Annotated in this window: 15 protein-coding genes; 4 read left to right on the forward strand and 11 right to left on the reverse strand. The window is 68.0% G+C overall.

The features are described 5' to 3' along the window. Positions 1-35 precede the first annotated feature (35 nt). Positions 36-2138 carry a transketolase family protein gene (locus ACSFA7_RS10785; RefSeq protein ID WP_435499344.1) on the reverse strand — a complete coding sequence of 701 codons (2103 nt, stop codon included), beginning with the start codon at positions 2136-2138 and terminating at the stop codon, positions 36-38. A gap of 147 nt (positions 2139-2285) precedes the next feature. On the opposite strand from ACSFA7_RS10785, the gene speD reads away from it, so the two are divergent. From speD to ACSFA7_RS10805, 4 genes are read left to right on the forward strand one after another with little or no spacing between them, the layout of a single operon-like run. Continuing rightward, on the forward strand, positions 2286-2666 hold the full coding sequence (gene speD, locus ACSFA7_RS10790) for an adenosylmethionine decarboxylase (RefSeq protein ID WP_435499345.1): 381 nt from the start codon (positions 2286-2288) through the stop codon (positions 2664-2666). A 26-nt stretch (positions 2667-2692) separates the two neighbouring features. Further along, a complete protein-coding gene (locus tag ACSFA7_RS10795) occupies positions 2693-3421 on the forward strand; it encodes a nucleotidyltransferase family protein (protein WP_435499346.1) in 729 nt (242 codons plus the stop codon). Then, the gene (locus tag ACSFA7_RS10800) at positions 3418-4362 is read left to right on the forward strand and encodes a hypothetical protein (RefSeq protein WP_435499347.1); all 945 of its coding nucleotides are present in this window, start codon (positions 3418-3420) and stop codon (positions 4360-4362) included. Before ACSFA7_RS10795 ends, ACSFA7_RS10800 begins: the two co-directional genes overlap by 4 nt. A 6-nt stretch (positions 4363-4368) precedes the next feature. Next, entirely contained in the window at positions 4369-5772 is a 1404-nt protein-coding gene (locus tag ACSFA7_RS10805) for an aminopeptidase P N-terminal domain-containing protein (protein ID WP_435499348.1), read from the forward strand. A 19-nt stretch (positions 5773-5791) separates the two neighbouring features. On the opposite strand, the gene ACSFA7_RS10810 is transcribed toward ACSFA7_RS10805, so the two are convergent. The 10 genes from ACSFA7_RS10810 to ACSFA7_RS10855 form a co-directional block, all read right to left on the reverse strand. Continuing rightward, positions 5792-6157, reverse strand: coding sequence for a DUF3325 domain-containing protein (locus ACSFA7_RS10810; RefSeq protein WP_435499349.1), 366 nt, complete (start codon positions 6155-6157; stop codon positions 5792-5794). After that, complete coding sequence (locus ACSFA7_RS10815; RefSeq protein ID WP_435499350.1) at positions 6157-7797, reverse strand: PepSY-associated TM helix domain-containing protein; 1641 nt, start codon at positions 7795-7797, stop codon at positions 6157-6159. Before ACSFA7_RS10815 ends, ACSFA7_RS10810 begins: the two co-directional genes overlap by 1 nt. Beyond that, on the reverse strand, positions 7794-8102 hold the full coding sequence (locus ACSFA7_RS10820) for a DUF3649 domain-containing protein (RefSeq protein WP_435499351.1): 309 nt from the start codon (positions 8100-8102) through the stop codon (positions 7794-7796). The genes ACSFA7_RS10815 and ACSFA7_RS10820 overlap by 4 nt, the downstream gene beginning before the upstream one ends. Before the next feature lie 153 nt (positions 8103-8255). Beyond that, positions 8256-9608: an esterase-like activity of phytase family protein gene (locus tag ACSFA7_RS10825; protein ID WP_435499352.1), complete on the reverse strand. Its 1353-nt coding sequence runs from the start codon at positions 9606-9608 to the stop codon at positions 8256-8258. A 75-nt stretch (positions 9609-9683) separates the two neighbouring features. Further along, positions 9684-12005, reverse strand: coding sequence for a penicillin-binding protein 1C (gene pbpC / locus ACSFA7_RS10830; RefSeq protein ID WP_435499353.1), 2322 nt, complete (start codon positions 12003-12005; stop codon positions 9684-9686). Between the two features lie 20 nt (positions 12006-12025). Next, a complete protein-coding gene (locus tag ACSFA7_RS10835) occupies positions 12026-18043 on the reverse strand; it encodes an alpha-2-macroglobulin (protein WP_435499354.1) in 6018 nt (2005 codons plus the stop codon). Positions 18044-18163: 120 nt separating this feature from the next. Continuing rightward, positions 18164-18640 (reverse strand): DUF2269 family protein, encoded by a 477-nt coding sequence (locus ACSFA7_RS10840; RefSeq protein WP_435499355.1) that lies wholly within the window; start codon positions 18638-18640, stop codon positions 18164-18166. Further along, positions 18637-19017 (reverse strand): DoxX-like family protein, encoded by a 381-nt coding sequence (locus ACSFA7_RS10845; RefSeq protein WP_435499356.1) that lies wholly within the window; start codon positions 19015-19017, stop codon positions 18637-18639. Before ACSFA7_RS10845 ends, ACSFA7_RS10840 begins: the two co-directional genes overlap by 4 nt. After that, positions 19014-20132, reverse strand: a complete 1119-nt coding sequence (locus ACSFA7_RS10850) for a saccharopine dehydrogenase family protein (RefSeq protein ID WP_435499357.1) — start codon at positions 20130-20132, stop codon at positions 19014-19016. Before ACSFA7_RS10850 ends, ACSFA7_RS10845 begins: the two co-directional genes overlap by 4 nt. Beyond that, on the reverse strand, positions 20129-21760 hold the full coding sequence (locus tag ACSFA7_RS10855; RefSeq protein WP_435499358.1) for an FAD-dependent oxidoreductase: 1632 nt from the start codon (positions 21758-21760) through the stop codon (positions 20129-20131). The genes ACSFA7_RS10850 and ACSFA7_RS10855 overlap by 4 nt, the downstream gene beginning before the upstream one ends. Positions 21761-21765: the final 5 nt, after the last annotated feature.

Here is a 21765-nt window from a genome sequence, read left to right on the forward strand (position 1 = left end):
CTTGTGATCGGACGGGAAGAAATACCGAGGGACGATCAGTCCCGCAGCGCCGCTTCCACGGTGGCGGCAACGTTTTCCGCCGTGAACCCGAAATGCTTGAACAGCTCCGGCGCCGGTGCCGATTCGCCGTACGTGTCGATGCCGACGACGGCCGCGCAGCCGTACTTCCACCAGCCGCCGGTGCAGCCCATTTCGACGGCGATGCGCGGAATCTTCTTCGGCAGCACAGCCTTCTTGTAGGCCACGTCCTGGCGGTCGAAGGTGGTGGTCGAGGGCATCGACACCACGCGCACGGCGATCTTCTTCTCGGCCAGCAGCTTCTGGGCAGCCAGCGCGAGCGGCACTTCGGAACCGGTGGCGATGATGACCGCCGCGGTCTTCTTGCTCTTGAGGCCCACGGTCTCGGGCTCCGAGAGTATGTAGGCACCGCGGCTGATGTCGCCGAGTTCGCTCTTCGGCGCGTAGGCGATGTTCTGGCGGCTCAGCAGCAGCGCGGTCGGGCGCGACTGGTTCTGCAGCGCCACGGCCCAGGCCACGGCGGTTTCGGCCGTGTCGCCCGGACGCCAGACGTCCAGGTTCGGAATCAGGCGCAGCGATGCGGCGTGCTCGATCGACTGGTGCGTCGGGCCGTCTTCGCCGAGGCCGATGGAGTCGTGCGTGAACACATGGATCACGCGGCGCTTCATCAGCGCGGCCATGCGGATGGCGTTGCGGCTGTAGTCGCTGAAGGTGAGGAAGGTGCCGCCGTAGGGGATGTAGCCGCCATGCAGCGCCACGCCGTTCATGATGGCCGCCATGCCGAACTCGCGCACACCGTAGTTGATGTGGCGGCCGATGGTGCCGTGCGGCACTTCGACCGGGGCTTCGGGCTTGGCTTCGTCTTCGGCGCCTTGCTTGGCTTCGACGGCCGGCACGTTCATGACCACGGCGCCGGTCTTCGCATCGAAGCGCAGCGCAGCAGTGCTCTTGGTGTTGGTGAGGTTCGAGCCGGTCAGGTCGGCGCTGCCGCCGAGCATTTCGGGCAGTGCGGCCGTGAAGGCTTCCAGCGCGAGCTGGCTGGCCTTGCGGCTGGCGACGGTCTCGCCCTTGGTGTGGGCGGCGACCACGGTGTCGAAGGCGACCTGGTGGAAGTTCTTGGGCAGCTCGCCCTTCATGCGGCGGGTGAACTCGGCGGCCAGCTCGGGGAAGGCGGCTGCGTAGGCGGCGAACTTCTCGTTCCAGGCGGCTTCGGTCTTGGCGCCAGCGTCCTTGTGGTCCCAGTCGGCGTACACCTCGGCCGGGATTTCGAAGGGCGCGTAGTGCCAGTCGATCGCGTCGCGGGTGAGCTTGATTTCCTCGGCGCCGAGGGCTTCGCCGTGTGCCTTGGCGGTGCCTGCGCGGTTCGGGCTGCCCTTGCCGATGGTCGTCTTGCAGATGATCAGCGTGGGCTTCGACTCTTCCTTCTTGGCCTTGGCGATGGCCTTGGACACGTCCTTGGCGTCGTTGCCGTCGATCGGGCCGATCACGTTCCAGCCGTAAGCCTTGAAGCGTTCTTCGGTGTTGTCGATGAACCATGGCTTGACCTGCCCGTCGATGCTGATGCCGTTGTCGTCGTACAGCGCGATCAGCTTGTTCAGGTGCCAGGCGCCGGCAAGGGCGCAGGCTTCGTGGCTGATGCCTTCCATCATGCAACCGTCGCCGAGGAAGGCGTAGGTGTGGTGGTCGACGATGTCGTGGCTCTTGCGGTTGAACTCGGCGGCGAGCAGCTTTTCAGCCAGCGCGAAGCCCACGGCATTGGTGATGCCCTGGCCCAGCGGGCCGGTGGTGGTTTCCACGCCGGGGGTCACGTCGATCTCGGGGTGGCCCGCGGTCTTGCTGTGCAGCTGGCGGAAGTTCTTCAGTTCGCCGATCGGGAGGTCGTAGCCCGTGAGGTGCAGCACCGAGTACAGCAGCATCGAGGCGTGGCCGTTGGAAAGCACGAAGCGGTCGCGGTCGAACCAGTGCGGGTTGGCCGGGTTGTAGCGCAGGTGATCGCCCCAGAGTGCGACGGCCATGTCGGCCATGCCCATCGGTGCACCGGGATGGCCGGAATTTGCTTGTTGGACGGCATCCATAGCCAGAGCGCGGATTGCGTTGGCCATCAGGGCGTGGTTTGCCATGTGCGGTGGACTTTCGGAGGGAAAAGGGAGGTTTGGGGTCGGGAGAACCCGCGATTTTACCGGGCGAGCCCCGGCCGGCCTCGATACGCCCCGAACACCCTTCCGATGTTCTCTTGTGCACCGGGTCGGCTGCTAGAGTTGCCACCCATGCAAGGGCTGCACCTCACCGCCGATCTCCACGACTGCCAATGCGGTCTCCAATGGCTCACCGACGGCCCTGCGCTAGGGGCGGTCTGCATCAAGGCGGTGACGGCCGCGGGGCTGCAGGCGGTGGGCAAGATCGTCCATTCCTTTCCCGCTACGCCAGAGGGGCCGGGCGGGGTGACGGCCACGGTGCTGCTGGCCGAATCGCACCTGTGCATCCACACCTGGCCCGAGCAGCGCGGCGTGACGCTCGACGTGTACGTCTGCAATTTCGGCGGCGACCATTCGGCCAAGGCGCATGCGCTGATGGAGTGCCTGGTGTCGCTGTTCCAGCCCACGCACAGCGAACGCAACGAGCTGCAGCGCGGCCGCGTCGCAGCGTGAGCACGGCGATTTCCCCCGTGCGGGCGATGATCCTTGCCGCCGGCCGCGGCGAGCGCATGCGCCCGCTGACCGACGCCACGCCCAAGCCCCTGCTCGAAGTGCGCGGCAAGCCGCTGATGCAGTGGCCGATGGAAGCATTGGCCGACGGCGGGTTCACCGAACTGGTGGTCAACACGGATTGGCTGGGCGCGCAGATTTCCTCGCGGTTCGGCGCGAACCCCTTGCTGGACGGTCGCAGCGCGCTATCGATTTCATACTCCGACGAGGGCCACGACTTCGGCGGCGCGCTGGAGACGGCCGGTGGCATCGTCCGCGCACTGCCGCTGCTTGGCGAGGTGTTCTGGGTCGCTGCCGGCGACGTCTTCGCGCCCGGCTTCCGCTTCACGCAGGCTGCGGTCGACCGCCTCCTGGCCAGCGGCAAGCTGGCGCACCTGTGGCTGGTGCCGAACCCGGCGCACAACCTCAAAGGCGATTTCGGCCTCTCCACCGAGGGACTCGCGCTGAATCAGGCAGCAGAGAAACACACCTTCTCGACCATCGGCCTGTACCGCGCTGCGCTCTTCGCCCCGCCGTACTGCAACGTCCCGTCCGGCAACCCGGGCGGCGTCAAGGCGCCGCTGGCGCCGATCCTGCGGGCCGCGATGGGCAATGAACTCGTGAGCGCCGAGCTCTACATGGGCCCATGGACCGACGTGGGCACGCCAGAACGCCTGCAGCAACTCAATGTCGGCGTCCCGCCGGCACCGCCCGCATGACACTCGCCTCGCTCCCCGACGCATTGCGTGCGCTGCCGCAGCGCGTTCACGACCTGGCCCTGGAAACGGCCGCCGAACGCAACGACGGTGCACCCGAAGACCCGCTGACCGTGCCGCTCTACCAGAGCGACTTCACGCGCGTGAGCCTCGCGCCCATGCGCCAGGGCTGGCATGTCGAGTACTTCGGCGAGACCTGGGACGAGGCTTTCGACGAGACCCTCGCCTGCCTCTGCCGGCAGGAGGTGGCCGACTGCATCACGTCGCTGTCGTTCAGCGGCATCGACAGCGGCGCGAACGGCACGCGCGAATGGACTTTCACGCCGCTGCTCGACAGCCCGGTGACCTTTCCTCGCCTGCGCTCGCTGTTCATCAAGCCGACCCAGCCCGAGGACCACAACCAGTCCCTCGTGTGCACGCGCGACGCCATCCTCGAGGAAGGCGGTGACATCGCACGCTGGGTTCGCAAGACGCCGCACCTGAGCGAGCTCACGGTACCCAACGCGCCGAACGCAGATTTTTTCGCCGTGCCGCTGCCGCAGTTGAGCAGCCTGAGCATCGGTGCGCAGTTCGACACGCAGGCGTTCATCCGCAACCTTGCCGCATCGGCGAATCTGCCGCACCTGACGCTGCTGGACTTCTCGGAGTCGATGGAGCAGCAGATGACGTGGCCGGCAGAGCGCCAGCCGGGCGGCATCACCGCCTTCGAAGACTATGAGGCCCTGCTCCAGAGTCCCCTGGGCGCGCAGTTGCGCGTGCTGATCTTGCGCAACACCTGCCTGGACCTGGCGCAGCTGCAGCACCTGCAGGCCCTGCGCAGCGGGCTCCAATTCATGGTCATCCAGTCAACGATCGGCGGCTACGTCAGCCACTTCGCGCAGGATGTGTTCCCATGGCGCCACCTGGTCCCCGCGGACCCCGGACTGGCACCGTTTCGAAAGTGAAAACCCATGCCCACTGATACCGCGAACTACACCAAGATCTACGCCGAGCGCCGCGCGCGCCTCGCCTCGCAACTGGGCAAGGACGGCATCGCCATCATCCCGACCGCGCCTGAGCGCCCGCGCAACCGCGACACCGACTTCCTGTACCGGCACGACAGCTACTTCTATTACCTGACCGGCTTCACCGAGCCGAACGCCTGGCTGGTGCTGGCCGGCGACGGCCGCGCTACGCTGTTCTGCGCGCCGAAAGACCTGGAGCGCGAGATCTGGGACGGCTACCGCCTCGGCCCCGAGGCGGCGCCCGCGGCGCTCGGCGTCGACGAGGCCTTCTCGGCCGCCGACCTCGACGCGAAGTTGCCCAAGCTGCTGGAAAACCGCTCGACCGTGTGGTTTCCATTCGCGATCCACAAGGGCCTGGAAACCCGCATCGACGGCTGGCTGCAGTCGGTGCGCGCCCGCGTGCGCTATGGCGCGCTGTGCCCCGAGGAGCAGCGCGACCTGTGCGGCCCGCTCGACGAGATGCGCCTGGTGAAGGACGCGCACGAGCAGGACATCATGCGGCGCGCCGCGCAGATCAGCGCCCGCGCCCACGTGCGCGCGATGCAGCTGTCGTCCCGCATGCTGCGCGAGGGCAAGGACGTGCGCGAGTACCACCTGGATGCCGAGCTGCTGCACGAGTTCCGCTTCGGCGGCTCGCAGTACCCGGCGTACTACTCCATCGTCGCGGCCGGCGCCAACGCCTGCGTGCTGCACTACCGCGCCGACGCCGCGCCGCTGCGCAAAGGCGAGCTGGTGCTGATCGACGCGGGCTGCGAGCTCGACGGCTACGCGAGCGACATCACCCGCACCTTCCCGGCCGACGGCAAGTTCACCGGCCCGCAGCGCGCGCTGTACGACCTCGTGCTCGCGAGCCAGGACGCATCGGCGGCGGCCACCAAGGCCGGCAACCGCTTCACCGACTCGCACGACGCCGCGGTGCGGGTGCTGGCGCAGGGCATGCTCGACTTCGGCCTGCTCGACGCCAACAAGGTCGGCAGCGTGGAGGACGTGATCGACTCGCGCGCCTACTTCCAGTTCTACATGCACCGCACCGGCCACTGGCTGGGCATGGACGTGCACGACTGCGGCAGCTACGTGGAGCCCACGCAGGTGGACGAAGTGAGCGAGCGCAAGGATCCGCTGTCGAACGAAGTCATCAAGAACCGCCCGAGTCGCATCCTGCAGCCCGGCATGGTGCTGACGCTGGAACCCGGCATCTACGTGCGGCCCGCCGACGGCGTGCCTGAGCAGTTCCACAACATCGGCATCCGCATCGAGGACGATGCGATCGTCACGGCCACCGGCTGCGAGCTCATTTCGCGCGGCGTGCCGGTGAAGGCGGACGAGATCGAGGCGTTGATGCGCGGCTGATCACGCACCGAGCTGCTTGCTAAGTTCCTGACGCCGCAAGCAGCAGACAGGCCAGCAGCCCGAACAGCGCAACCGCTGCAACCGCGGACGCGATCCAGTGAAAGCGCCGCGGCGCGTATCCCAGCAATCCCACGGTCGCCAGCGCCGCCGTGGTGAGCGCGCCCAGCCAGAGCACCCAGCCGATCGCGCTGCCCGCCGCCTGCAGGCTCGCGCCGAGCGACACGCACAGCAGCGCGGTGCCGCCCAGTTGCAGCCAGCGGCGCCAAGGGCCCGGCGTGCTGCCGCGGCCGAAGACGTCTTCGCTGTGGCGGTCCATCGCGAGGCTCAGCGCGCAGAAGCCGGCGAGCGAGGCCGCGAACACCACGGCGAGAAGCAGCGCGCCCATCAGGAGCCCTGGCCCGACGCGGCGAGCCCCGGCGGCGTGCCGGCCACTTGCTTGGCAACCGCCTTGCGGCGCTTGCACTCCACGAGCCAGGCCGCGCCGGCGAGCCCCAGCCCCAACGCGATGACGACCAGATCGAAGCCCGCCACCGCGCTCGGGCCTGCGCGCAGGCTCACCGTCAACGGCGCGGGACCGGTGAACGCGTTCAACACCGGCAGCAGCACGAACAGCAGCGCGCCGAGCGCGAGCTGCGCCTGCCACATGCGCAGCGTCGGCCGCAGCAGGCCCAGCACGGCACCAGCGCCCCAGACGATGAAGAACCAGCGGATCTCCGCCTCACCACGGTCGGCCACATCGAGCGGCAGCAACCGGTTGGCCCAGAAGAAGGCCGCCATCGCCATCGGCAGGCCGGCGATCGCACCGAGGTTCAGGCCGTCGACCAGGCGCAGGCCGAAGCCGATGCGGCCGCCCTGCTTGAGTGTCTTGGCGAACTTCTGGCGCTCCTTCACGGCCCAGAGCAGGAGCCCGGTGGCCACCATCAGGCAACCGGCAAGTCCCGAGAGGAAGAACAGGGCGCGCAACAGCGGATCGGCGAAGCGGCCGATGTGCAATCCGTAGAGCACGCCGCGCGTCTCGGCCGCGGCCTTGGGCACGTCGCCGAAAGTGCCGATCTGCGCGCCGGTGACGCCGTTGAACTGCATCGAGGGCTGATCGGACGAAAGCCGCTGGGTGCCGGCGCGGGCAATGGACACGACCGCGTTCGCATCGTTGGGAAAGTGCACGGTGATGCGGCCGACGGGCGCGCCGTTCCAGTGGGAGGACGCCGCTGCCACCATCGGTGCGATGGGCGCCAGCGGCGCCTTCGTGCCGGAGGCCTTGAACTGGGTGCGGCCGCCGCCGGGGAAGGCCTCGGCGAAGAAGGCCTCGGTGCCGCCGTGGTCCTTGTAGGCGGCCTGCGGCGCCCAGGGCATGTACATGAACATCAGCGTGACCAGCCCGGTGTAGGTGATCATGGCGTGATAGGGCAGCGCGAGCACCGCGGTCACGTTGTGCGCATCGAGCCACGAGCGCTGGCCCTTCTTCGGGCGGAAGGTGAAGAAGTCCTTGAAGATGCGCCGGTGCGTGACGATGCCGCTGAAGATCGCGACCAGCATGAACATCGCGCAGAAGCCGACGATCCAGCGGGCCCAGATCGCGGGCATGTAGTGCAGGTCGAAATGCAGGCGGTAGAAGAACTCGCCGCCGCGCGTCTCGCGCGGTGCGGTGACCGCCTGGCCCGTGGCGGGGTCGAGCAGTGCCACGTCGAAGCGGCGGCGCCGCTCGACGGGCGCGGCGCCGGCCGGCGGGGGCGGCTTGAGATACAGCACGCTGGTCGACGGCTCACGCTCGGTCGGCAGCGTGATGAACCAGCGGGGTGCGTCGGGGCTGCGCTGCTGCAGGAAAGCGACCGCCGTTTCCGTGGCCTTCGCCTGCGGCGCGGCGTTGGGCGTCACGGCGTGCAGCTCCGGCTTCATCCAGAAGGTGATCTCGTCCTTGAAGTACGACGCGGTGCCGGCGGCGAACACCATGAAGAGCACCCAGCCGACCAGCAGGCCCGACCAGGTGTGCAGCCAGGCCATCGACTGGCGAAAGCCCTCCTTCATGCGCCGCCTCCGCCCGACCGGGTGAGCAGCAGCAACAGCAGGCCCGGTGGCACCGCCGCGACGGCGAGGCCCGACCATGCGCGCCACGCGGTGCGCGCGGCAAAGACCCACATCACGGCGAGCGCGAAGACGATGAAGGACGCCAGCGTGCCGGTCATCACAGCTTCGCTGCGGGCCATGCCGAAGGCGGCGGGCAGGCACAGGGCCAGGGCGGCGGCACAAAGCGCGGCAACGCCGTAGCCGCCAGCGATGGCGGCGACCGCACGCGAGGCCACGCCGAGGCGATAGCGAAAGCTTGCGCTCACAACGCGTGCCGGACGGCGTACGAAGTCGTTCGGGAATTCATGGAAAGAGGGGGAAAGAAACGGGAGCCAGATGAGAATCATACTCATCTGGACCGGTTTCCCTCTCAACGCCCGGCCATGAACCGGGGATATCGCGGCTCGGCCTGCTGCGCTTTACTTCGCCTGCAGCAACGCGCCGGCTTCGAGCAGCACCAGTTCGTTGTCGTCCGCCTTGTTCGGCTCGCGGCTGCTGGAGAACGGCAGGTTGTTGTCGTTGCCGACCACGATGTGCGTGGCATCGATCACGTCGACGTTCTCGATCGTGAAGAACGGGAACTTGAGCACGCCGTCGTTCAGCGGCTTGCGCGCGAGCTTGTCCGGATCGGCAATGTTCAGCAGGTCGATGTAGCCGATCTTGCGCACCGCGCCGCCCGCGTTCGCATCGCTCAGCTCGACCTTGTAGACGCGCTTGAACTTCGCGATGTCGTGGAAGCAGTCGGTGCGCTTCTGGCCTTCGGGGCAGGCTTTGTCGCTGGTGCCTTCGCCGTTGTCGCGCTCGATGATCAAACCGGTGGTGCCGTCGATCATGTTGAAGTCGCCGATGGCATTGCCGTTGGCTTCGAGCGGGTACTTCCAGTGGCGGCCCGTCCATTTTTCAGACGCCACGTCGAACTCCAGTACGCGCAGCGCTTCCTTGCCGTCGACCTTCTCGTAGTCCTTGGCCTCGGCGTTCCACACCGGGCCTTCGAGCAGCGCGTAGAGCTTGCTGCCGTCCTTCGACGACGCCATGCCTTCGAAGCCCTTGGAGCGCTTGATCTGGAAATCGACCGCGCCGCCCGGCACGCCCGGCGTGGTGACCGCCGGATGGTCGGGTGAGCGCACGGCCTTACCGTCGACCTGCGTGTCGAACACAGCGAGCACCTTGCCCTTGAGGTCGGCCTTGATCAGGAAGGGGCCGAACTCCTCGCCGATCCACAACGCGCCGCCGGCGAACTGGAAGCTCTCGGGGTCGAAGTCCGAACCCGTCAGGTAGCGCTGCTTGGTGCCTTCATGAACGATGCGGAACGGCACCTTCTTGTCGGGGTCGTGCAGGAAGATCGTGTTCAGGCGGTTGAACTTGCCGCTCTTGAAGTCCACCTTGTAGTGGTTCAGGTAGAGCATGAAGTCGGGCGAGTTGGCCTTCGCGCCGGCGCCGTTGTCGGTGAGGATCCAGAACGAGCCGTCGTCCATCTTCTTGATGCCCGAGTGGCCCTGCAGCGGCTGGCCCTTGAACGGCACCGAGACGCCGGTGCCGCGGCCGCCCGAGAGCCCTTCGACCGTGCCCAGCGCCTCGACGCGCTTGCCCGAGGTGAATTTGCCGCTCACCTGCAGGTCGGCCGGCGCATCCTTGGGCGCAGCGACGAAGCTCTGCGCGGGCAGCACGGCGTGGCCGGAGAGCGTGGCGGGGAAGGCGGTCTGTGCAGCTGCGCTACCGCAGGCGAGTGCGGCTGCAAGGGCGATGAAGGAGAGAGAAGCAAGACGCGTCATGGGCAGAAGAAAGGTTTCAGTCGAAACGCGAGACCTTGCCGATTGCGCGTGACGGCGCCGTGACATCCACCGGCTTCAAGGTGCGATGTCCACCGTCACTTCGCGCGACTCGGCGCGGCCCTGGTCATCGACCGCACGCAGCACGTAGCGCCGGCCTGAATCGGCCATGTCGGGCATCCACGTGATGCCTTCGCCGGGCGCCGCCTTGCCGACCAGTGCGTCATCGGCGAACCAGTAGATCGTCTGCGTGCCCGCCGCTGCTTCGGCGCGCAGCACGAGTGGCTCGGGCTTCTTCACGCGCAGCGTGTGCCGCACGCCGCGCAAGGGCGAGGTGATGAGCGGCGCCGTCTCCGAAGCCTCGCCCTTCTCGCACCCATCGGTCGGCAGGCTCGCGCGCGGCAGGCCCGCCTGGCGGAACAGCCGCCGCATGTCGCTGCCCCACTGCTCGACCACCTGCTGGCGCGCATTGGGCTGCGGCCCGCACACCACTTTGCCGGTCGTCTCGTCGACCCACACGGCGCGGTGCAGGTTGCTCACCTGGATCGGCGACTTGCCGGCGATGAACCACGTGGTGGTGCGCACCGGGCACAGCGCATCGGGCAGCCCGCCCGTCGCGGTGCACACCTCGACCTGGCGCAGGTCAGGCGGCTGGCGCGTCGCGATCTCGCCGGGATCGAGCCGCTCCGCACGCAGCGCATCGACCATGCGCAGGAACAGCGGCGCGGCCGCATCGACGCCCACCAATGCGGGGTTGCTCGTGCCATCGAAGTTACCGACCCACACCACGAGCACATGGCGACCGAACACGCCCGCGGTCCACGCATCGCGAAAGCCCCACGACGTGCCCGTCTTCCATGCGATGGCGGGGCGCGCGGGCAGCGTGGTGTCGGGGCGCGGCGTGTGGCGCAGCATGTCCAGCGTGATGAACGATGCCTCTTCGCTCAATAGGCGCAGCGGCTGCGCCGGCCGCTCGTCAGGCGTGGGCTGCGTGTAGCGCACCGGCTGCGAGATGCCGCCATTCGCCAGCGTCGCGTAGAGGCCCGCGAGCTCCTCGGGCGTGACCTCGCCGCCACCCAGCACCAGCGCGAGGCCGTAGTGCGATTCGCTCTGCAGCTTCTGCACGCCAGCGAGCCGCATGAAGTCGTAGAGCCCGGGCTTGGAGAGCTTCGCGGCCACGGACACCGCCGGTATGTTGCGGCTGCGGATCAGCGCCTCCTGCGCGGGCAGCGGGCCGGCGAAGCGGTGATCGAAGTTCTCTGGCGTGTAGGGGCCGAAGGAAGTCGGGGCGTCCTTCAGCATCGTCTTCGGATGCAGCAACCCCTGGTCGAGCGCGAGCGCATAGATGAAGGGCTTGAGCGTGGACCCCGGCGAACGCTTGGCCTGCGTGCCGTTGACCTGCCCCGCGATCGCGTCGTTGTGCCAGTCGGCCGAGCCGATCAGCGCGCGCACCTGCATGGTCGAGGCATCGAGCAGTAGCGCGCTCGCATTGGTCATGCCCACGTCGGCGTGCGTGCGCAGGTACTGGCCCATCACGCGTTCGAGCGTGGCCTGCATGCGCAGGTCGATGGTGGTGCGCACTTCCTGCACACCGCGCTCCTGCGCGAGCAGCATGTCGGTGGCGTGCGGTGCGAGAAAGGGCAGGCTGCCGCGTGACTGCGCCGAGAGCGCGAGTTGCGCATCGGGCGCGTGCTGCTTCGCGGTGGGATCGCGCTCGGCCCACAGCGCCCACAGGCGTTCGCGCGCCGATTGCAGCTCGGCATTGCGGCCGCGCTCGGCGATGCGCTTGACCGGGTTCTGCGGAATCACCGCGAGCGTCAGCGCCTCGGGCAGGCTGAGCTTGGCGGCGTCCTTGCGAAAGTAGATGAGGCTCGCGGCCTGCACGCCTTCGATGTTGCCGCCATAGGGCGCAGTGTTGAGGTAGGCCTCGAGGATCTCGCGCTTGCCGAAGCGCGCTTCGAGCCAGAGCGCCGCGCCGATCTGCGCGATCTTGCCCAGGGCCGTGCGGCTGTCGATGCCGTAGACGCGCCGCGCAAGCTGCATCGTGAGCGTCGAGCCGCCCTGCCTGCGCTCGCCGCTCGCGATGCGCCACGCACTGCGCGCGAGCGCGGCGGGGTTGACGCCGGGATGCGCGTAAAAGCGGCGGTCTTCGTAGAGCAGGACGGCATCGACCAGCGTCGGAGAGATGCGGTCGAGCGGGACCCAGAGGCGGTATTGCTCGTCGCTCGCGAGCGTGAGGCGCAAGAGCTCGCCGCCTTGCGCGTACACGGCGCGCGAGCTGCCGACAGTTTCGCTCAAAGGCGCGTGCGGCCAGAAACGCAGCAGCGCAAGCAGGAAAGCAACCCCCAGCGCCCACAGCGCGGGCTTGCGGCTCCTTCCCAGCTTCACACTGAAGCGCATGACTGTCTCGCTGCCCTGCGTCAGTTCGCGATGACCTGGAAGCGCGCACCCGCCGAGCGCGAATACACGCGCCGGTCGTACATCGCTTCGCCATACGCGGCCGGCACCACGAAGTCGCCGACGTTGGTTGCGCGCGCCTTGTAGGTCACTTCGAGCAGGTTCTTGTCGACGGCACCGTAGAACACGACGCGGTCTTCGCGGATGTCGGCGTACTGCACCTTCCACGAGCCGCCGCCGCCAAGGCGCTTCTTCCAGATCGGCGCATCGGCATTGGCCTCCTCGTCGTCGCCCACGGCCTGCAGCACCGGCTCCAGGCCACCGGGCAGCAGGTCGACCAGCGCCACGTCGTTGAGCTGCGCGCGCTCCAGGCTGCGCACGCGCACCCGCACCGTGACCTCTTCGCCGAGCTTCGCCTTGGTGATCGGGTTGCCCTTGGCATCGAGCACTTCATGGAAGATCTCCAGGCCCTGGTTCACCGGCGCCGTGGCCACGTTGCGCTCGAAGCCCTGCTCAGCCCAGCTGTAGTACAGGTTGAAGTCGCTGTCGTTCGACAACTTGAGCTTGGCCGTGCCGGCCGGCACCGCCGCACGCGTGATCGGGTTCACCGAGCCCAGTGCAAGCGCCGCGGCCTGGCCTTGCGCATTGACGGTCTGTGCCGTCAGCTTGCCATCGGCGTTCTGCGCCACCGCTTCGAAGTACGCATCAACCGCGAGCAGCATCGAGGCCGACGACAGGCTGTTGTACCAGCCGTCGCGCACCATCGCGCCCATGCCTTCCCACACTTCGGGCTTCAGCGTCTTCAGGCGCGAGGGGAAGTGGCGGCCCACCAGGTGCAGCGTCATGCTGTCGTGCACCAGCGGGTCGTAATAGGCACCCCACACGTTGCGGCGCTGCTTCTTCTCGGTGCGCGCGAGCAGGTCGGACCACACCGGGTTGAGCAACTCGTTCGCCACCTGCTCCTGCTTCACAAGCTGGTAGCTCGCGGCGAGGTACACGGCGCCCAGGTCGTCGCTCCAGCCTTGCGTCTGCTTGTTGCGCCACGCTTCGCGCAGGTTGGCCAAAGCGGCCGGCGCGATGATGCCCTGGCGCGTGAGCAGGTAGGCCGCCTGCGTGCGCTGGCGCCATCCGTCCAGCGAGCTGTCGCCGCTGCCGAGCCAGCCCTGCAGATACGTGTTCGCCTTCTGCAGCAGGTCCTGCGGCACGGGCAGCTTGTGGTCCTTGGCTTCGATGAGCAGGTGCACCGCGTAGAGCGTGGCAAACGGATCGGTTCCGGCGCCCGGCCACAGCGAGAAGCCGCCGTCGGCCGTCTGCCGCGCACGCAGCTGCACAAGGTAGCGCTCGAAGGTCTTGCGCGCCTCGGGCATCGGGCCCTGTTCCGGGGTACGGCCGCGCGCCATTTCCTTCACCAGCTCGGGGCGGCCCGACAGCAGCACGGCCGGGAAGGTCTGGCTCGTGATCTGCTCGGTGCAGCCATGCGGATAGACCTCCAGGTACTGCATGAGGCCGGTTGCGAAGGCCCACGGCGCAGCCGATATCGCCACATCGCTCTTGCGGAAGTTTGGATACAGGTCGGCCTTGCTGCTCAACTCGCCCGCGCGCTGGAAGCTGCCCGCCTGCACCAGCGTGACGAATGGCGACGCAGGCCGCACGCTCACTTCGGTCGAGAGGCGCGCGCTGAAGGTCTTGTGCGTCGAGGTGAACACCAGCGCGGAAGAACCCAGCATCGCCTGCTCGCCCGGCTTGGCGCGCACGTTGAACCTGGTGCTCGCTTCGCCGCGCTCGTTGACCTTGAGCGTCTGCGTCGCATCGCCCACCACTTCGAGCCCGCCCGAGGCGGTGAGCGTGAGCGCAATGGGCACGTCCTTGCCCGAGCCCACGATGTTGTTCGCGAGGCCCACGCCCACTTCGACGGTGTCGCCGGGCGCCATGGCGAGCGGCGCGTTCGGCAGGATCACCATGTCGCCGCGCACCACGGTGCGGGTGCTCTTGGCGGCGGTGGTCTCGTCATTCACCGCGACGGCCATCACGCGCAGGCTGCCGTTGAAGCTCTCGGGCACGGTGTAGCTGAACTCGCGGCTGCCGTTCACATCGACCAGCCCCGACCAGTAGGCCACCGGCTTGTCGCGCTTGCGCTTGAACGGGTTCAGGTGCTTGCCCAGTTCGCCTTCGCCGTCACCGCCGGGGGCGGCACCCTGCATGAGCTTCTTGAACTCCGGCAGGATCAGGTCGAGCGTCTGCAAGGTGCCCACTTCGAGCGCGCGCTTCTGGAAGAAGTGCTTGAGCGGATCGGGCGTCTTGTAGCGTGCCACCTGCAGGATGCCTTCGTCCACCGCGAACAGCACAGCGCGCGTGGGCTTGTCGCTGGTGAGCTTCATCTTCACCGTCTGGCCGGGCTTCACGAGTTCGCTGCTGGTGAGCTGCAGGTTCGCGGTGCGCTTGGCCAGGCTGGTGGCAAAGGGAATGACGCCGTACGACAGCGGGCTCATGTAGACCTCGTCCGAGGCCGGGTCGCGCACGAAGTGCACGTTGATGTAGCCGGTGCCCTCGAAGTCCTTGGGCAGCGTGATCTTCTGCACCGAGGCGGTCTTGTCGGTCTTGAACCACGCGTGGGCGTAGACCTTGTCGCGCTCGATGGTGATGAGGCCCGCGCCCACGTAAGGCGCGCGGATACTCACCTCGATCTCCTGGCCCGGCTCGTAGTCCTTGCGGTCGAGCGTGAGCTGCAGTTCGGCGTTGCGGTCCAGCGAGCGCGAGACGTTCGCGTTGCCCGCCACGCTGTACTCGACGCGGTTCAGCTCCAGCCCGCCGGCATTGCGCACCACGTAGGCGAAATTGCCGGGCGTGGAGGTGTTCAGCGCAATGGTGTTGCCGGCCGCGACGATGGCCAGCGGCTTCTCGTCGATCACGATTTCCTTCTTGCGCGACTCGTAGCGGTAGAGGCCGTTGTCCTGCTTCACGAGCACCGACAGCACCTTGCGCTCCACGCGCTCGATCTTCAGGGCGTCGACGGCGGTCTTCTTCGCCTGCGGGTCGATCGCGATCACGGTGGCATTGCGCGCGGCGCCCTTGCTCACGTAGCTGGTGTCGCCATCTACCTTCACGCCCACGAGGTAGGGCATGTCGCTCACCAGCGTCTGCGCCTCGGCCGAGACGCTGCGCCCGCCTTCGGGCTCGAAGGCCTTGGCGAGCACGTGCACCTGGTACGTTGCCGCATCGAAGCGCGAGAGGCGCAGGTCGAACTCGGCCTTGCCCTCGGCGCTGGTCTGCACGCTGCCCAGGTCGTCGACCTGCTTCTCGGTGGCGCGCTGCGGATCGAAGAAGGCGTAGTCGGCGAACGCGCGGAACACCGGGAAGGCCGGGCTCAGCGTGAGCGTGCCTTCGACCTTGCGGTCGGGCGCGGGCGTGCCGAAGAGGTTCTGCACGTCGATGAGCGCCTTCAGGTCCTTGGGTTTGACCCAGCCCTCGGCCACTTCGCTGCTGAGCTTGGCGACGACCTTGGTGCGGTCGGGCAGGAACTCCTGCACCTTCACCGTGGTGCTGCCGATCAGGAGGCCCTCCACCTCGGGGTTGCCGGGCGACGATTCGCGCGGCAGGTAGAGGTTGACGGTGTAGTTGCCGGTGGGCGAGGTGTCCTGCGTGGTGTGGGCGATTTCCGCCGCGCCGCCGGGACCGAGCTTGAGCTTTTCGCGGCGCACGCTGAGGCCGCGCGCATCGATGATCTCGGCTTCCAACGGCAGGTCGCGCAGCGACGTGGCCCAGTTGCCGGCCTTCACCATCATCGCGATGTGCATGGTGTCGCCCGGGCGGTAGATGCCGCGGTCGCTGAACACATACGCCGTCATCTGGTTCGGCACGCCGGCCGCGCGCAGGCCACCGACGTCGAAGCGCGAGATGTCGAGCGTGCGGTCGGTGCGGTTGAAGGGCAGGAAGCTCAGGTCGCCGTCCTTGCGCACGACGAGCACCACGGGAGCCTTCTCGCGCTGGTAGCCGGCGAGGTTCGGCAGCTTGGCGGCGCCCGTGGTGTCGGTGGATTGCGACGCGACGATCATGCCGTTGCGGCCCCACACCTCGACCAATGCGCCGGCAACCGGCTGGCCGTTGGCGATGCTCTGCACGAACACGTCGCGCGTGCCGTCGAGCGACTTCTTGGCGACGATGCCCAGGTCGGTGACGAGCACCAGGCGCTGGTCCTTCTGGTCTTCGGGGTTGCCGCTTTCGGGGTCGCCTTCGCCCTCGGACTGCTGCTCTTCCTGCTGTTCTTCTTCGGGCTGCGCCTGTGCAGCCTCACCCTCGGTCGCCTCCGGCTTCTTCTTGGCCTTGGGATCGAAGCCCTGCACCTTGAGCAGGAAAACGCCGCGGCGGTCGGCCACGTCGCTGCGCAGGTACTCGGCGAAGTCGACGGTCTCGTAGTGCGCCTTGCCGGCGGGGATGCTGAGCGGAATCTCCTTCTGGAAGCGGTCGACGAGGTTGTCCGACTGCAGGCTGCCGTTGAACTGCGGATGCGCGAAGTCTCCATTGCTCTGCGTGACCAGGTGCTGCAGTTGCTGCGGCAGCAGGCGGCCGATTTCGAGGCGGATGCCGGGCAGGTCGCGCACCAGGATCGGCAGCTTGCGCTCGCCCGAGAGTGCGAGCAGCGAGCCCTGGCTCATGATGGTGAGCTCGGGCGCGAAGGTCTTGAGCAGGCGCACGTCCTGCCGCGCCGCGCCGAGCTGATAGCCGCCCGGCGTCTTCAGGCCTTTGGCCACGCGCACCAGCAGGTAGCGGCCGCCCTCGGCTTGCGGCAGGCGGAAGCTGACCATCTCGGTCACTTCGCGCTCGCTGGCGATGGGTTGCAGGGTGATCTTCTTCGCGCGGCGCAGCACGGCGTCGGTGACCTTCGAGGGGTCGGCGGACCAGTCGAACTTCTCTTCCGGGTCGCCCTTGGCTTCTTCGGTGGCGGGCAGCAGCCAGGCCTGTACCACGCGCGCCATTTCGCGCTCGTGCACCGGCATCGAGGCGGTGACGTGCATCACATGCTCGGGCTCGCCGTTCTCACCGGTGACGATGGTCGGGTCGATGCTCGAGATGTCGAGGCTGAAGAGGCCGGGGATGTCGACCGCGCGCGAGATGTCGTTGCGCTGACCGGGACCGCCCTTCTGTGCGACCGCGCCGGAAGTGAGGCTGAGCACCACAGGACGGGTCTTCTCGGGAATGGGCAGCGGCTCGGACTGCAGCGTGGCGGTGAGGCGCAGCTTGTCGTAGCTGACGGTGAACTTCTCGCTCGCGCACTTGCCCACGCTGAAGATCGAGGTGCCGCAGGCCTGGTCATAGGTCAGCACCAGACGCTTTTCGAATTCGGCGGTGTTCACAGGGTGCGAGAAGCGCACCTGGAAGAGCGCGCGCCGCACGTTGGCCTGCACCGGGTCTTGATAGAACTCCGCGCCCGCGATGCGCGCGTTGAACTCGGGCGAGGTGAACTCGTACTTGCGCTGCTCGATCTCGATGTGCGGCGCGAGCGCGTCCTTCGAGAGCTGCACCTTGTAGGGCTGGCCGACCGGCCAGTCCTGCGCGGGAAGAAACTCCAACTTCTTCTGGCTGCTCCACGTCCAGCGCCCGGCAATGGCGGGCTCGATGGTGACGCCGGTCGCCTCCTGGCCGATGCGCGCAATGGGCGCGACTGAAGCGGAGAAATTGATGACGACCGGGTTAGGCCCTTTGTCGTTTTCGATCTGCGTGCGTGGCGGCGGCACGATCTGCGCGGCGGAAACGATGGGCTCGACGCGATCGGGCGTGAGGCCGTGCCACCACTTCAGCACATGCGGGCTGGCGAACCAGCCGGCGAGCACCAGCAGCGCCAGCACCACCACCCAGGCCAGCCGTTGCTGCAACCACTGCAGCCCGAAAAGAAGAAAGGCGCCCACGATGCGCAGCCACCCCGGGGGTCGCCAGGAACCGATGAGTCCGCGTGCCAGCGGACGCAGGAAACCGAGCGCACGGCTGAGGCCGGTGAAGAGCACGTCGCTCAGCGACGCGAGTTTTCGATTAGCAACTTGAAGCATGGAAGCTCCCCCGATGTTTTTGTTGGCGCCTGGCAGTCTCTGGTCGATCTGTGAAACCACGGCGCTGTGTGTGAAGTCTGCGTGAAAACTGCACGGGCTCGCGCACCGGCCCGGTTCGAATCAAAGGGAAAGGGCGGGCTTGTTCACCATCAACCAGAACACGACGGCCATGGCCACGAAGGCCGGGTAGCCGAGCAGTTCCCAGTAGCGTTGGTAGCGCGCATACAGCGGCGGCAGCGGCAGCGCGTCCTGGTGCGCCTGCCCGGCCATCGCTGCCATGCGAATCTGCAGCCACACCACCGGCAACCAGCAAAGGCCCGCGAAAACGAAGAGCCCCAGCGACACCGCAAGCCACGGCGTCGAGAGCGGCCAGCCCGCTATGTGGGCCAGCGCAAAGCCGGTGACCGGCTGCAGGATGACCGTGGGCGTGGTGAACCACCAGTCCGCGCGCACCACCAGCCGGCTCACCACCGCCTGCGCCGGCACGCTGCCGCTGCGGTTGGCAAAGAACATGTAGAAGGCCGAGCCCAGCCCCGTGCCGACCATCAGCACGCTGGAGACGATGTGCAGCCACTTGAGGACGAGGTAGGTGTTCATGGCGTGGCGCGCCGCCGGTACAGATGCCAGAGCAGCGCGGCGATGGGCAGGTTCTTGAGCAGCGGGCCTAGCGGATGAAGCCACAGCGTGGGCTGGAGGAAGGTGGCCACCGCAGTCATGAGCAGCATCAGGCCGAGGGCCGCGAGGTAGGTGGTACGACCGGGCCGCAACCAGAGCGCCAAGCCGATGGCGAGGTCGGCTACCGCACCGCCGACGATCAGCAGCTGCACCAGCCACGGCGGCGATGCGATCCCGGCCTCGACCAGCACCTGGCGGCTTTGGCCGTTGAGTTCGACGATGCTGGCGAAGGCCGTGAACAGCCAGACCGCGACGAGGCTCAGGCGCAACAGGCGGTCGTCGTCGGTCGGGCGGGTCATGGGGCGGACGCCGTCTCGTCGATCACATCCGTCACCATGCCCCAGCGTGCGAACTCGGGCGCGAATTCCAACAGCGTGAGCAGGCCGGCGCAGGCATGTGCGCCGACAGGGAGCGCATCGCCGCGTGCAATCCTGCGGGCCAGCAGGATTGCGGCCATGCAGGGAATCTCGGGGCCGTGGTTGTCGTCCGCCGCGATGTGCCAGGCGCGGCGCGCTGCGGCACCCTGCGCATCGATGCCTTCGACGCGCACCACCATGCCGCCCAACGCAGTGCCGAGCGCATCGAACACGCCACCCGCCGAATGCAGCAACGGCGCCAGCTTCTGCGGAGCGCGCAGCAGACCCACGCGATGCATGAACGCCAGGAAGGCGAAGGCCTGCTGCGCGATGCCGACTTCGAGCGCCGCGCGAAACATGACCGACTGCACACCCGCATAGCGCGCCGGAAAGAGTTCGAGATCGGGGATGTCGCACAAGGCACCCCGGCGCGGCCGCATGCGCGCGAACTGCACATTCACCGGGTTCGCCCAGCCCGCCTGCTCGGTCCATCGACCGTCCTGCCAAACACGGATCGGTTCGCCGCAGTAGGCAAGCACGCCCGCGAGCGTGGCCTCGCCGCGCGGTGCGCCTTGCGCCGGCGCGATGCAGATGTCGATGCTGCGGATGCCTTGCCAGCCGGCCGCGAGATGGTCGATCACCGCCGAGGAAAGCGCCGGCACGGTGCTGGCGCCTGCAACGGCGGTCCGGCCGGCGTTGCGGAAGGTGGCATCCATCGCGGCAGGAAAATCGCAGACGAAACGGCGGCCGTCGGCCAGGTCGATGTAGTGCGCACCGGCCGCCGCGACGGCCTGCGGCACGCGGTAGTCCTGGTTCTGGAACGGGCCGGCGGTGTGGATGACGAGATCGACGCCGAGGTAGTCCAGGCCCTGCGCGAGATCGGGCGACTGCGCATCGACGCGCACACCGCGCGCATTGCCGCCCAGTGACTGCGCGAAAGCCGTCGCCCGCTCCAGGTCGCGTCCACCGACCAGCAGCTCGATGCCCGCATCTGCTGCCAGTGCACGGCAGATGCGCGCACCGAAATTTCCGTAGCCGCCGAGTACGAGTGTCTTCATGCCAGGCTCGCCCCAGCGACGTGGCCGCGCGTGAAGGCCTCCTCGAAGATCGAGTAGCCCGACCAGTCCGCGTGCGCGAACGACAGGCGCCCCGCGATGACGCTGCCGCGATGCGCATCGTCCGGCGCCCTGCGCTGCGAACCGATCTCCGCCAGCAGTCCGGGCCGGGGGATCGACATGGCATGGCCGTAGCGCGTGATCTCGATGCGCGTGGCGAGCGAAGGCAGGTCCGGATGCGGCACCGACAGCTCGGCGAGCAGGTCATCACGCCAGCCGGTCCAGGGGCGCTCCAACAGCAGCTTGCGGCCATCGGCGGTGTCGTAGCTGCTCGGGCCCAATGGCCGATACCAGCTCAGCACGGTGCCGCGCGGCGTGGGGTCGAGCGTCTGATGGCGCGCATCGACATAGCCAAGGCCGCGCGTGCCGTAGATCACGTTGTCCCAGCTCGGCGCAGCGCCCACGTGGTCGGCCAGCGGCCCGCGCAGGTGCACATTGGCGACGAGCCAGGGCGCGTAGCGCACATGCGCGGCGGCGTGCTTCAGCACCTCGGGCGCGTTCTCGACCACGCGCGCCGCGATGAACACCGGCAGCGCGACGATGCAACGCTCGGCCTGCCAGCGCACCAGCGACTTCGATGCGGCATCCCATGCATCGACCTCCACCCCACCGCGCAACTCGGCAATGCGCGTGACGACCTGCCCCGTGCGCAGCCGCTCGCCGAGCGGCGCAGCCAGTTGCCTGGTGAGCCAGCCGTTGCCCTCGGGCCAGGTGAGCACGCCATCGCGCTCAGGATTCGCATCGTTGGCGCTGCCGCCCGGATCGCCGGGCGCGTGAAAGCCATGCCGGCTCGCGAAGTAATGGATGCCGGCCCAGGCCGAGACCTGTTCGATGCCCGCGCCGTAGTCGTCGCGGCAGCAGTAATCGAGGTACCAGCGCAGTTGCACGTTGCTGAAACCTTCACTGTCGAGCCAGCTTGAAAAAGCGATGGCGTCGAGCGCCAGCAGTTCAGGCGTGACCGCGACCTTGAGCGTCGGAATGGCGAAGTGCGCCGCGTGCTGCAGCGCGTCGATGCGCTGCGCGAACTTGCGGTACTGCGCCTGCGTGTCGGCGCCCACGCCATGCACGGGGAGCAGGCCGTCCTGCCATTCGCCGTGGAAGAACAGGCGCTCCTGCGGGCTGTGGCAAAGGGTGCGCTCGTCGTATTCCCAACGGCCCGCCACGCGCCGGCGAAGGCCCAGCTCCTCGAGCAGGTCCTGCACCTCGCGCGCATCGTCGCCGGGCACCGGCAGGTAGTGCGCGCCGAGCGGGCAGGCGATGCCGTTGACCACGCCGCCGCGCGCGTTGCCGCCGGCGGTGTCTTCGAGTTCGAGCAGGGTGAAGTCTTCGATGCCTGCAAGCCGCAGCGCGCGAGCTGCCGCAAGACCGGCGACACCGCCACCGGCGATCACCACGCGCGTGCGCTTGACGGTCGCGGGCGCCTGGCCCTTGAGCGTGCCGTCGCGCATGGCGTGGCCGCGCGCGACGTCGATGCCGGTGAAGCCGCCTTCGATGGGCGGCGGCACCTCGCACCCAGCCAGCGCCAGGGCGCCCGCCGCACCCGCCACGCCGAGGAAGTCGCGCCGTTGCATGGTGT

It is taken from the genome of Variovorax trehalosi (assembly GCF_051216415.1).
Taxonomy (GTDB): domain Bacteria; phylum Pseudomonadota; class Gammaproteobacteria; order Burkholderiales; family Burkholderiaceae_C; genus Variovorax.

Coding starts and splice junctions, on each gene's coding strand:
- ACSFA7_RS10785 (WP_435499344.1), bottom strand. CDS start 2,138: ATGGCAAACCACGCCCTGATGGCCAACGCAATCCGCGCTCTGGCTATG.
- speD (WP_435499345.1), top strand. CDS start 2,286: ATGCAAGGGCTGCACCTCACCGCCGATCTCCACGACTGCCAATGCGGT.
- ACSFA7_RS10795 (WP_435499346.1), top strand. CDS start 2,693: ATGATCCTTGCCGCCGGCCGCGGCGAGCGCATGCGCCCGCTGACCGAC.
- ACSFA7_RS10800 (WP_435499347.1), top strand. CDS start 3,418: ATGACACTCGCCTCGCTCCCCGACGCATTGCGTGCGCTGCCGCAGCGC.
- ACSFA7_RS10805 (WP_435499348.1), top strand. CDS start 4,369: ATGCCCACTGATACCGCGAACTACACCAAGATCTACGCCGAGCGCCGC.
- ACSFA7_RS10810 (WP_435499349.1), bottom strand. CDS start 6,157: ATGGGCGCGCTGCTTCTCGCCGTGGTGTTCGCGGCCTCGCTCGCCGGC.
- ACSFA7_RS10815 (WP_435499350.1), bottom strand. CDS start 7,797: ATGAAGGAGGGCTTTCGCCAGTCGATGGCCTGGCTGCACACCTGGTCG.
- ACSFA7_RS10825 (WP_435499352.1), bottom strand. CDS start 9,608: ATGACGCGTCTTGCTTCTCTCTCCTTCATCGCCCTTGCAGCCGCACTC.
- pbpC (WP_435499353.1), bottom strand. CDS start 12,005: ATGCGCTTCAGTGTGAAGCTGGGAAGGAGCCGCAAGCCCGCGCTGTGG.
- ACSFA7_RS10835 (WP_435499354.1), bottom strand. CDS start 18,043: ATGCTTCAAGTTGCTAATCGAAAACTCGCGTCGCTGAGCGACGTGCTC.
- ACSFA7_RS10840 (WP_435499355.1), bottom strand. CDS start 18,640: ATGAACACCTACCTCGTCCTCAAGTGGCTGCACATCGTCTCCAGCGTG.
- ACSFA7_RS10845 (WP_435499356.1), bottom strand. CDS start 19,017: ATGACCCGCCCGACCGACGACGACCGCCTGTTGCGCCTGAGCCTCGTC.
- ACSFA7_RS10850 (WP_435499357.1), bottom strand. CDS start 20,132: ATGAAGACACTCGTACTCGGCGGCTACGGAAATTTCGGTGCGCGCATC.
- ACSFA7_RS10855 (WP_435499358.1), bottom strand. CDS start 21,760: ATGCAACGGCGCGACTTCCTCGGCGTGGCGGGTGCGGCGGGCGCCCTG.